Source organism: Nocardia heshunensis (genome assembly GCF_054782115.1).
This window is the reverse complement of record NZ_BAAGTC010000003.1, coordinates 1,211,599-1,222,841: the sequence shown is the minus strand read 5'-3', so window position 1 is coordinate 1,222,841 and position 11,243 is coordinate 1,211,599. Positions and strand designations below refer to the sequence as shown.

Here is an 11,243-nt window from a genome sequence, read left to right as displayed (position 1 = left end):
ATTCCACACACCATCAGAAGCACTCGACGAAGTGTTGCGATGACCGCCTGAACCCGCACCGCTGATCGCTCGTCGAAAAGGCTGGCTCGGTACCTCGGTTGATCAATAAGGAGGTTCGAATAGGACACCGGCCGAGCGATCTTTGCCGCCGTTTCTGACACCTGTTCCAGTTTGAGGAGGTACCGTGACTGCCATCTTGGGGGCTTAGGGAGTCGCCCCCCTGGGGAGGGGAAGTCAAGTGGTGGACACTGCCGTATCCAGCTGTGGCGCAACGAGTTCGGCGATCAAGCGCAGCCAGCTGCGCTCGGCCCTGATCGCGGCTTCGGCCGTGTTGTACTTGGCCGGAACACCGACGGCGGTCGGCAGTGCCGATCCGGTGCTGACTCCGCAGAGCGACCCGTTCTATACCCCGCCCGCCGGGTGGGACTCGCAGGCTCCGGGCGCCATTCTGAATTCGCGACCTGTCGAGGTGGCCTCGATGGGGCCGCAGGCGCAGGACGCCGACGCCTGGCAGCTGCTGTATCGAACGACCGATGTCGACGGGAACCCCATGGCGACCGTGACGACGGTGCTGCGCCCGCGAAACGGGCAGGTCAAAGGTCTGATCTCCTATCAGGCCGCCGAAGACGCCTCGGCTCCACAGTGCGCTCCCTCGTTCGTGCTGCGGAAGGGAGCGCCGGTCGACAACAAATACGACTCCAGCCTGGATCTCATGCCGATCGAGCAGATGCTATCGACGGGTCACGCGATTTCCATCCCCGACTGGGAGGGGCCGAAGGGGACGCTGATCGCCGCGAGACAGCCGGGCTACCTCACACTCGACGGAGTGCGCGCAGCCGAGCGTTTCGAGCCACTCGGCCTGCCCGGCACCGATACTCCGGTCGCCGCGATGGGCTACTCCGGCGGGTCGCTCGGCACCAGTTCGGCTGCGCAGATGCAACCGATCTACGCGCCCGATCTACGCCTGACCGGGGCCGTCCTCGGTGGTTGGCGAACGGACTTCGGCAGCTACCTGAAGGTGCTGGATTCCGGTCCGTTCTCCGGTTTCATGCCAGCGATCCTGCCCGGCATGATGCGCGCCGATCCGCGTCTGGCGGCCGTTTTCGACAAGTATCTGACGCCCGCCGGGCAGGCCCTGATGGCCGCGGGTGACAGCAAATGCGCGACGCCGAACGTGGGCCAGCATCCGTTCCTGCGCATGGACGACTACCTGACGATCCCCTTCTCGCAACTGCTCGAGGAGGTACAGCCCTTGTTCGCCGATCTCGACTTCGGTCCGGTAGTACCGACCACGCCGATGCTCCACTATCACGCCGTGCACGACGAAATCGTCGACATCGCGGTGAGCGATCAGGCGGTGGCACAGTGGTGCGCGGCGGGGGCGCAAATCACCTACATGCGAGACCAATTGAGCGACCACGTCAGCCTCGCGGTCACCGGGACGCCCGCAGCCCTGCGCTGGATCGACGACCGCATGGCGGGCCAGCCCGCACCGGCTGGCTGCTCGACGAGTACGGTGCCGTCCATGTAGGCCGATGGCGCCGCGACGACCCATCACTGTGTCTTGCGTCAAGATCCTGACAGGCTTGAGTTCGGCTTGCCGAACGTGCCGTTGTCACTGATCAGGATTGGTCCGGCCTCCGATAGGCTCCGGTTTGTGCACCTTGTGGCGATTGTCGCTGTCGTGGTCGCATTGGCGACCGGTTGGTGGCTGTTCCAGAGAACACAGCACAGCCCGCCTCCCGAAGAGGTGAATCACCAGCCCGATGACGGGCCGACCTCGAGTCCACCACAATCGAACTCTGGCGGGCCGGAATGGTGCATCGTGGCCAACCTGTTGCCCTACCCCTACAACCCAGGCCCCCATGAGCACCATCGAAGCCAGAAGATCTTTCCCGCCGGAGCGAAGCTTCACGTCATCGGCGGCTTCGCCGGCATGGGCCATGAGGTCGTGACAGTGGTCGGCACCAATCACCACGGTCGCATCGTGACCGCGAACATCGCAGCCCGCTACCTCGGCGGCTGGCGCGTAGCACTGATCTACCGCCCTGCTGTGCTGCGAGCGATTCGCGAGGCGCCCAACGATGTTCGGTTTCCGGCGCATCGGTGGAATGAAGCACAGCTCGAATTCGACGCTCCCGAATACGCTGAGCTCCTGCGCCAGCGTGCCGAGGGATTCCAGCGGTGGCTTCATGGGGATCGGCAGTAAGTTGTCGGTCGCGATTCTCGGTCAGGGATCGGACATCGCTGTCTGACCCACCCCCCGCCGACACGGCACGGCCATCGCAAACGCACTCATCTGCCGCTGACCGCTCTGACCGAACCGAGGCGAGGATCGACGGGTTGACCCGATCTGCTGGATGTTGAACGCACTGAGATGCCGAGTTCGGCGCGATGTGTGCGGCCCTCAGCCTGCGGCGGAATCGTGGTTGTATTCCGCGACGGATCCGAGCAGGGCCGCGGTGGCAGTGCGATAGAGCGAGGACTTGACGTGGCCGAGGGCGGGGCCGCTGGTCGCGGCCAGGCTCTGTGCGTGCTCCACAGCGGATTTCAGGAGATCGTGCTCGTCAGCGACCGCGTCGACCAAGCCCGTCGTCATCGCTTCCGTTCCGCCGTAGCGGTGCCCGGTGACCAGAGCACGACGGGCCACGGGTAGGGGCAACTGCGACTGTGCCAGCTCCACCATCCCGGGAGCGTAGTTGACGCCGAGCGTGACGCCGGGAAAACACACATAGCCACGATCGCCTCGCATTATCCGGTGATCGTGTGCGACAGCGAGAAAGGCCCCGGCGCCGTAGGCATGACCATTGATCGCGGCGACAGTCGGGATCGGCAGTGTGAGAATTCTGGCGAACAACCGCAGCAGATCGGCAACATTCTCGTTGATCCGCTCCGGGTTTCGCGCAGCCCACTCCACATCGAAGCCAGTGGAGTAGAACTTCCCGTCACCGATCGTGACCAGCCCGCAGGGACCGGAGCCCGCAGCGACCTCATCGAGCAGAGCGTCCATTTCGCCAACCCAATCCGGATGAAACCGGTTCTCGGTATCGCGCTCACCGCGGTTACCCAACTGGAGGATGAAAACCTGTCCCTCACGCTGCAAGTACGGCATCGCGCCAACATATCCCACCAGCCGGACGGGCCTTGGCCAGCACCACGCTGTGGAAGATCAACGGCCCAAGTTGAACCCATGCCGACGGTCTGCGAGTGCCGCTGGTGGCCCAGTGGGAAGGCCGCATCGACTTCGGCTCATAACCGAAATCCTTGGGGCACTGCAGGCTTGACTGTCGCGGGTTCGGAGTTATGGTTGAGGTGGATGTCGAAAGCCACGGCCCGGTGGGTAGTCCGGGTGGCGCGATGCGCTCGTACACACAGTTCTTGTGTCCAGAACATCCCTTTCTGTTGTGAATCCAGAAAAGGGAAGAACTGTGAACAACTCTGGTTTGCGTGTAATCGTGATCGGCGCCGGGCTGGGCGGGCTCGCTCTGGCGCAGGGCCTGCATCGCGACGGCATCGATGTCGCCGTCTACGAACGAGACGCGTCGCCCACCTCCCGTGTTCAGGGCTACCGGCTGCGACTGAACCCGGATGGGCTCGCCGCCCTGGAACAGCTACTGCCGCAACACCTCAACGCTCTGGTGTCGGCGACCTGCTCGATACAACCCCCGAGTGTGTACTTCGATGACCGGCTCGAACCGATACCCAGCACCGACCCCGGCCACGGGCACGGTGGCGGCCGTAATGTGGCGGTCAACCGATTGACGCTGCGGCAGATCCTGCTCGACGGTCTGGGCGAGATCGTCTCGTTCGGTCGCGAGTGCACCGGGTACGAGACCCATGCCGACGGCACGGTGACCGCTCGGTTTCGAGACGGGTCGCGGGCGACCGGTGATGTGCTCGTGGCCGCGGACGGCGTGAATTCATCGGTACGCCGACAGTATCTGCCGCACGCGCGGGTGATGGACACCGGAGTCCGCACCATCTACGGCCGACTCCCGCTCACCGAGGCGGCCATGGCGGCGATTCCCGAGCGCCTGTTCACGCTTTACTCCGGCGTGATCGGCCCGGACCATCGGCATCTCGGACTGGCCCCGGTGCAATACCGCCCACCGGTCGGTCAGGCGGTGCGCGAGCTGGGTGCCTCGATCGCGTTCACCGACACCGAGGACTACATGATGTGCTTGTTCTCGGCGCGCGCCGATCTGCTGCCCATGTCGGATGAGCAGTTGCGGCAAGCCAGCGGAACCCAGCTGCGCGATCTGGTCACATCCCAGACCCGCGACTGGAGTCCGCAGATCGGCGCGATCCTCGAAATGTGGGACACCGCCACGGTATTCCCGCTCACCATCCGATCCAGCGTGCCCTTGGCGCCCTGGCCGACCAGCACCGTCACCCTGCTCGGCGACGCCATCCACGCCATGAGCCCGGCCGTGGGCGTGGGGGCGAATACCGCGCTGCGGGATGCGGCCCTGCTCGCGACGCAACTGGGTAAGGCAGCGCGGGGTGCCGAGCTCGTCCCGACGTTGCGTGACTACGAATCAGCAATGATCGAATACGGTTTCCGGGCCGTGCGGACCTCCGCGGAGTTCGGCCGCCAGCGTATGGGGCAAGCTCCGCTGCCGATGGAAGCACCGTAACCGCTCAGAACAACGAACTCCGGGTAGCTCGACGGCAGTTGAGCTACCCGGAGTTTCGTCTCCGTGATCAGGGGTCGCCTACTGAGTGCCGTAGTCGATCCACGCGCGGGGTGGCCGTTCTTGTCCGATTCCTGGTCGGGTGTAGTCGCATACGCCGGTCGGGAACACCCGATGTAGTCGGTCTTGTTGGGCGGCGGTGAACGGGACCGGATACGCGGCGAAGTCGAGTGGGCGCAGCGCGCATTTCAGGATGCTCTCGTGCTGTGGTTCGCCCGCTTGCTGCCGTGGATCGGTCCCGGCGGGAAAGTCGCCTGCACACGCCCCGGGGTCGGTGAGTGGTTGCTGGACACGATCTTTCGGTGAGCGGAAGCAGCCGTCGGCGAGATCGGTCGGCTTGTCCGCGATCACCTTGTCCCGCTGGCTCTTTCCCGAACCATCCGCGTCGATGGCGGTCAGCCACCGATCCATCGCGGCGAGCTCGTAGACGCTCGCGGCGGCGGTGTCGGCAGGGGTGTTGTGGTTCTCGATGATCACCTGGTTGGCGGCGGACCCGTTGGCGCGGACCAGACGGTCCCGCAGGACAAAACCCCACCCGGTGGTGTGCACGTCCCATAGCGGCCCACCGGCATTCATGTCGACGCGCTGATCGATGATCGGCGTGGTCGCCAAGCCCAGGCCCGCACTCAGCAGGACGTCGTCCTGATACGCGGCACGCAACGCGGCTGGGTCGGCATCGGTTCGTGCGGGGACAGGCGTCCCCGCGGGGTCGTAGCCGCCGATGGCGGCGTTGAGCGCGACGAATTGGTCGGGGTCGATGATCCCGGCACGCAAGGCCGCGAGCCCGTACTGGACACCGGTGTTGTCCAGGGTGTCGCGCACAAAGCCGGTGCCCGGGTTGCGGCCGAATTGGTTTGCGTAGGACTCTATTCCGGCGCACTTGACCCCGCCGGGATTGTCGATCGCGTTCCAGATGTCGGCGGCCGGTATCGCGGTATCGCGGCTCAGCAGCGGCTTGTCGCAGCTGTCGGCGGCGGTGAGCCGATCGGCGAAGAAGCGATCCCAGGACGCGCAGCTGTCGTAATCCACAAAGCCCGCGACAGCACGCCGCTGGTCGGCGGTGAAGGCGACTCCGGGTCCGGCGAAGAAGCGGTCCAGCAGGCGGCAATCACCGACCACCTTCATAGTGGTCGGTATGTCGGGGAATCCGTACGCGGGAATGATGCCGTCGAGGATGCCCGGGTAGGCGTCGGCGATGTCGTATTGCTGAATGCCGCCGCCGGAGCCACCCCAGCCGATGGTGTGCGCGACCGGGCCATAGGTGACGATGAAATGCTCCTTGACCATCATCGCCGCCTCCGCCGAAATGATGGTGCTGCAATTGTTGTCGAGCACATTGAGGGTGGAGGAGGCCACCGCGTAGCCCTGTGACAGGAACAGGTCGTCGAGGACGCCACCTGTGCTGTCGGCCTGCTGGTGGCCGCCGTTGCAGCCGCCGCCGAAGGTGTAGATCAGCCGGCCGTTCCAGCTCGAATCCCGGTGCAGGGGAGTGGGATCGGAGCCGTCGTAGAGCGCAGCGATCTGGTAGACGGCCCGGTCGATGGTGCCGGTCTCCACCCGCACGATGTACGGCACGGACCGTCCGTCGACGGTGGTGGTCGCCAGGTCCGCGGGTCGGGCGGCCGGGTCGGCCAGCGGTGTGAGCACGCCGGCCGTGGTCCGATACCGGTAGCCGATCACCGTCGGTGCTTCACACAGCGGTTGGGTGGCCGATGCCAGACCGAATGCGGTTGTCTCACAATAAAAGGGGAGTTGCCGGGGTCCGGAGAAGATCGGGCCGGAGCTTGGGTGGTCGGTCACGGTCAGGGTGGCGGATCGGCCGTCGGCGGTGGCGGTGATCCGGTTTGCGCCCGGCCGCAGTCCGGTCACCAGTGCGAGGGTCGTGCCGTCGGGCTGACGTGCGAGGGCCGCGGCGTCGTGTCCGTCGGCGCGCACGTGGACCGGATCGGCGCCGGAGACCCGAACCAGCACCTGCCCGCCGCCGACCAGCTCGGGGCGCGGATTCGACACGGCGACAACCACCGGACCGGTGGAACCGCCACGCTGGACGGTGACGAAAACCGCCACACCCAGCAGCGCCACGCACAGTGCTAGCGCACCGAACACCGGTCGGCGTCTTCGAAGGACGAGCATGGGCGAATTCCTTTGCGGCCGTTGTTATCAGTCGATGCCATCATCGGTGTGTCGCTTGGGATCGGTCCAATGACTGTTCTGCACAGCGCGTTCCGCTTCGGACATCGTTCGAGTTCACCGCCGTCGAACAGACCGGATGGGCATTACATTCGAGAAATGACGCAGCCGCCCGTGCCGCCCACCGACCTCGATCTGCGGCTCGTGCGGTGCTTCACGACCGTGGCCGAACACGGCCACTTCGGCCGTGCGGCCGAGGCCATGCACTTGACCCAGCCCGCGCTCAGTCGTCAGATCGCCCGCTTGGAACGGCTATTGGGGGTGCGATTGTTCGATCGCACACCGCAGGGTGCGCGTCCGACCGAGGCCGGCGCGGTATTGCTGCCGCTGGCCGAGGCGCTGCTGCACGCCGGCGATATCGCCGTGGCGCGGACGCGGGCAGCGGCCGCGCCCAGCCGAGTCACCATCGGGTTCACCTCCGGACTGGTCATCACGCCGGCCGTGCGCGCCTTGCGTGATCGGTACCCGGGTGCCGACGTGCACACTGCGCATCTGGACTCGACAGAGCCCCGTGCGTCGCTGCTCGAAGGACGGGTGGATGCCGTCGTGGCACGAATGCCTTTTCCGACGCATCTCTTGCGGGTTGTCGCTCTCTACGACGAACCCCGAGTACTGGTGGTCCCCAGCGACCATCGCTTGTCGGAGGCAGAGTCGGTGACCGTCGACGACTTCGCCGACGAACCGCTGGTGCGGGTGCGTGGATCCGACCCGATGTGGAGTGCGTTCTGGCGCTTGGATCCCCGGCCCGACGGTCGCCGCGCACCCGATGGGCCCGTTGTCGATGACATCGAGGACAGGTTCGAACTGGTGGCCGCCGGGCGGGCGCTCACCATCGCCGCGACGGTGCGGCCCCGGCATCTACGACCCGATCTCGTGGCGATTCCCCTGGCGGGTGTCGAACCCAGCCACGTCGTCCTCGCGACTCGAGTAGATGACCGTAACCGTCTGCTCACCGCGTTCGAGCAGTGCGCCCGGACTCATTTGACCGGTCCGTAGGCGCGCGCGGGGCTTCTCGAACCCTGCCTGCGGGAATACCGAACGCGCATCGCGCGGTGCGAAAGAGTCATTGGAACTGCCGGCGCGGATTGCCGCACTGTGGAATCACCGGACCGCCGGGTATCGCGGCCGGACCTTCGACACGGCAGGAGTGGCACACGATGCACGTATTCGTCACCGGGGCAACGGGATTCATCGGCAGCGCGGTGGTCGCCGATCTGCGGTCGGCCGGGCACACGGTCATCGGTCTGGCGCGATCGGAGGCCGCTGCCGAGATCCTCGCCGCGGCCGGGGCCGAGGTACTGCAGGGCAGTCTCGATGACCTCGACAGCATGCGGGCAGGTGCCCGGATGTCCGACGGCGTCATCCATCTGGCCTTCGACCACACCTTCACCGACTATCCGGCCGCTGTCCGAGCCGATACGGACGTGATCACGGCGCTGGGTGCGGAGTTGCGGGGTTCGGATCGCCCGCTGGTCATCGCCTCGGGCACGGTAGGCCTCGCGATCGGGCGGGTGGGGACCGAGCAGGACGTCGCCGATCGATCCCTGATGCCCCGAGCCGCCGGAGCAGAGGCGGCACTGGCTGCCGCCGAGCACGGTGTCCGGGCATCGGTGGTGCGGCTCGCGCCGTCGGTGCACAGCGAGGCGAAGCGGGGGTTCGTCGCCAGACTGGTCGATATCGCTCGCACTCACGGAGTTTCCGGCTACATCGACGAGGGAACCCAGCGCTGGCCGGCGGTCCACCGGCTCGACGCGGCACGCCTGTTCCGGCTGGCACTCGAAGCCGCACCGGCGGGTTCGGTGTGGCACGGTGTCGCCGAGGACGGAGTGCGGATCCGAGACATCGCGCAAGACATCGGCCGGGGCCTGAGCGTTCCGGTCAGATCGGTCCCGGCAGCCACCGCCGTCGAGCATTTCGGTTGGCTGGCAGGCGTTCTCGGCCTGGACTCACCCGCCTCCGCAACCCTGACCCGCGAACGCCTCGGCTGGGAGCCGACCCATCCCGGCCTCCTCGAAGACCTCGCTCACGGCCGATACTTCGACAGCCCGATGGTCGCCTGACATCGCACCGCCCGAAGTCACCGGCGCCAGCGGCTATTCGCCGGGGTTCTCGGTGACGGGTCGGTCCCAGTCGATGACGTGCCGGTGGGTGGCGCGGAACATCTCCTCCGGTGCGGGCAGGGCCGGTTGGCCGGCCGACTTGCCTTCGGCCTTGGCCTTGTTCGCGCCACGGGCGCCGTCGGCGATCGCCTCCACTCGGGGGCGGCGCAGTTGCTCGTAGGCGGTGAAGGCGTCGGCGATGGGGAGGTCGCGCAGGCAACGGGCGAGTTCGACGGCGCTTTCGATGGCTAGCGAGGCACCCTGGCCGGAACTGGACGACGGGGCGTGTGCGGAGTCGCCCACCAGTACGATCCGTCCGCGATGCCAAGTCGGCACGGACGGCATCAGTTCCATCGGGCCGACCACGGTCAGATCCTCCGGTGCGGTGTGGTCGAGCAGGTTTTCGCCCGGCACGTGGCCCGCGTACAACTCCCGCAGCCGAGTCAGCCACTCGGCGTTGGAGATTGCGTTGGTTTCGGCGGTGGTCAAGGGTTCGGTGCGGGGCAGACTGGCGAACCAGGCGATGTTGGCGTCCGCGTTGGTGGGGTCCGGGTCGTCCTGCCCGCCGCGGCCCACGCCGACATTCGCGCCGGCGGGGATCTGGTAGAAGCCGACGAAGGTGCGGCCGAAGGCGAAATACATCATTCCCTCCTTCGTCGCCACATCACTCCCGCGAGCGATGCCGCCGAAGCTCAGGACACCGCCGTACTCGGGTCCCGGCGCGTCCGGGTCGATGAGAGTGCGTACGGTGGAACGGATTCCGTCGGCACCGATCAGGATGTCGGCGGTCGCGGTGCTGCCGTCGGCGAAGGTCGCGGTGACCGCCTCCGCGGTGTCGGTGACCGAGACCAGTTTCTTGTCGTACTCGAACCGCACTCCGGCCGCTGCCGCGTGGTCGGCCAGCGCCCGGAACAGATCCGCGCGCGCCATGACTTTCGTGCCCGGCAGATCGGGGAAGCCCGCGAACTCGGTGAAGATGTTGCCGTTGGCGTCGCCGAAGATCGATCCGGGCATGTCGAGCCCGATCGCGTCGAGGACACTGTCGGCGCCGATGATCCGCAGCGCCTGTTGCCCGTTGGGGGCCAGGCTCAACCCGGCCCCGACGCCATCCGCGGCCACCGGATAGCGCTCGTACACGGTGGCCGTTATCCCTGCCTTGCGCAGTGCCAGCGCGATCACCGATCCGGCCACGCCGCCGCCGATCACCAATGCTGTTGTCGCCTTGCTCATTTGCTGCTCCTGACGTTCCTTCTGCGGCAATAGTAGACATGAAACTAGTATCTGCGCAACTAGTCTCGGGGGGAATAAGTCGAGTGATCGATGGGGACGAGATTGCCGCTCGGCGCAGCACCCATCCAGACCCTGGTTTTACGGGTACTGCCAGGCCCACCTTGCGGTTCCGGGTGCGCCGGGCGGGCATACTCGCCGGATGATCGACAGCAACACCCTCGGTGACTTCCTCCGGACCCGGCGTGCGAAGGTTTCGCCCGCCGACGTCGGTCTGCCCACCGGTGCACGTCGGCGCGTATCCGGGCTGCGCCGTGAGGAATTGGCCCAGCTCGCCGGCATCAGCGTGGAGTATTACCAGCGGCTGGAACAGGGGCGCGCGAACCGGCCGTCCGACGAGGTCCTCGGCGCGCTGGCGACCATTCTTGGCCTGAACGAGGTAGAGCACGCGCACTTACACCGGCTCGCCTACCCGCCGCGCAACATGACCGCGCCGAGTCTTGTTGCGCAACAGCCGTTCCCGAGCCCCGACGTACGTCCGGAACTGTCCCGGATGCTTGCCCTGATGGACCGCGTCCCCGCCATGGTCATCAATGACATGTTCGATGTGCTGGCCATGAACGATCCGGCACGTGCGCTGTTCGCCGACGTCGCGACCATGCCCGAGTCCGAGCGAAATCTGGCCCGCTACCTGTTCTGCTCCCCCTCGAGCCGGGATTTCTATGTCGAGTGGGGCGAAGTCGCCGCCGTCACTGTCGCCCAACTCCGCGTCACCGCCGGTCGATTTCCGTGCGACACCCAGGCGGCGGCCCTGATCGCCGAATTATCCGAGGCTGCACCCGAATTCCGTCGCCTGTGGGACGACGGTGACGTCGAGGTCCGCACCCACGGTGCCAAGCCCTTCCGCCATCCGACGTTGGGCGTCCTGCGACTGTCCTACGAGAACTTCGACCTCGCAGGCTCGGCCCGGCAGCGGATCGTGGCCTTCACCGCCGAGCCCGACGGTCGGTCATGGTCGGGCCGATAACGACCG

At 66.5% G+C, this 11,243-nt stretch carries 9 protein-coding genes; 6 read left to right on the top strand and 3 right to left on the bottom strand.

Features of this window, described 5'->3' with window-relative positions; genetic code table 11:
• Positions 1-238: 238 nt before the first annotated feature.
• A complete protein-coding gene (locus tag ACYVN4_RS12655) occupies positions 239-1,531 on the top strand; it encodes a lipase family protein (protein ID WP_460720505.1) in 1,293 nt (430 codons plus the stop codon).
• 126 nt (positions 1,532-1,657) lie between these two features.
• Positions 1,658-2,209 carry a hypothetical protein gene (locus ACYVN4_RS12650; RefSeq protein WP_460720503.1) on the top strand — a complete coding sequence of 184 codons (552 nt, stop codon included), beginning with the start codon at positions 1,658-1,660 and terminating at the stop codon, positions 2,207-2,209.
• Positions 2,210-2,407: 198 nt separating this feature from the next.
• Here the strand turns inward: ACYVN4_RS12650 and ACYVN4_RS12645 are convergent, their stop codons facing one another.
• Entirely contained in the window at positions 2,408-3,112 is a 705-nt protein-coding gene (locus ACYVN4_RS12645; RefSeq protein ID WP_460720501.1) for an enoyl-CoA hydratase-related protein, read from the bottom strand.
• 316 nt (positions 3,113-3,428) lie between these two features.
• On the opposite strand from ACYVN4_RS12645, the gene ACYVN4_RS12640 reads away from it, so the two are divergent.
• Positions 3,429-4,637, top strand: a complete 1,209-nt coding sequence (locus tag ACYVN4_RS12640; protein ID WP_460720499.1) for an FAD-dependent oxidoreductase — start codon at positions 3,429-3,431, stop codon at positions 4,635-4,637.
• A gap of 78 nt (positions 4,638-4,715) precedes the next feature.
• Here ACYVN4_RS12640 and ACYVN4_RS12635 read toward each other — a convergent pair whose 3' ends face one another.
• Positions 4,716-6,827, bottom strand: coding sequence for a DUF6351 family protein (locus tag ACYVN4_RS12635; RefSeq protein WP_460720497.1), 2,112 nt, complete (start codon positions 6,825-6,827; stop codon positions 4,716-4,718).
• 156 nt (positions 6,828-6,983) lie between these two features.
• Here ACYVN4_RS12635 and ACYVN4_RS12630 point away from each other — a divergent pair, with 156 nt between their 5' ends.
• Complete coding sequence (locus ACYVN4_RS12630) at positions 6,984-7,880, top strand: LysR family transcriptional regulator (protein ID WP_460720495.1); 897 nt, start codon at positions 6,984-6,986, stop codon at positions 7,878-7,880.
• A gap of 161 nt (positions 7,881-8,041) precedes the next feature.
• Positions 8,042-8,944, top strand: coding sequence for an SDR family oxidoreductase (locus ACYVN4_RS12625; protein ID WP_460720493.1), 903 nt, complete (start codon positions 8,042-8,044; stop codon positions 8,942-8,944).
• 33 nt (positions 8,945-8,977) lie between these two features.
• Here the strand turns inward: ACYVN4_RS12625 and ACYVN4_RS12620 are convergent, their stop codons facing one another.
• Positions 8,978-10,213, bottom strand: coding sequence for an FAD-dependent monooxygenase (locus ACYVN4_RS12620; protein ID WP_460720491.1), 1,236 nt, complete (start codon positions 10,211-10,213; stop codon positions 8,978-8,980).
• A gap of 199 nt (positions 10,214-10,412) precedes the next feature.
• On the opposite strand from ACYVN4_RS12620, the gene ACYVN4_RS12615 reads away from it, so the two are divergent.
• Positions 10,413-11,237, top strand: coding sequence for a helix-turn-helix transcriptional regulator (locus tag ACYVN4_RS12615; RefSeq protein WP_460720489.1), 825 nt, complete (start codon positions 10,413-10,415; stop codon positions 11,235-11,237).
• Positions 11,238-11,243 lie beyond the last annotated feature (6 nt).

Bases quoted from the DNA above. Each gene is read 5' to 3' on its own strand.
- ACYVN4_RS12635 (WP_460720497.1), bottom strand. From the start codon at position 6,827: ATGCTCGTCCTTCGAAGACGCCGACCGGTGTTCGGTGCGCTAGCACTG.
- ACYVN4_RS12615 (WP_460720489.1), top strand. From the start codon at position 10,413: ATGATCGACAGCAACACCCTCGGTGACTTCCTCCGGACCCGGCGTGCG.
- ACYVN4_RS12625 (WP_460720493.1), top strand. From the start codon at position 8,042: ATGCACGTATTCGTCACCGGGGCAACGGGATTCATCGGCAGCGCGGTG.
- ACYVN4_RS12645 (WP_460720501.1), bottom strand. From the start codon at position 3,112: ATGCCGTACTTGCAGCGTGAGGGACAGGTTTTCATCCTCCAGTTGGGT.
- ACYVN4_RS12620 (WP_460720491.1), bottom strand. From the start codon at position 10,213: ATGAGCAAGGCGACAACAGCATTGGTGATCGGCGGCGGCGTGGCCGGA.
- ACYVN4_RS12630 (WP_460720495.1), top strand. From the start codon at position 6,984: ATGACGCAGCCGCCCGTGCCGCCCACCGACCTCGATCTGCGGCTCGTG.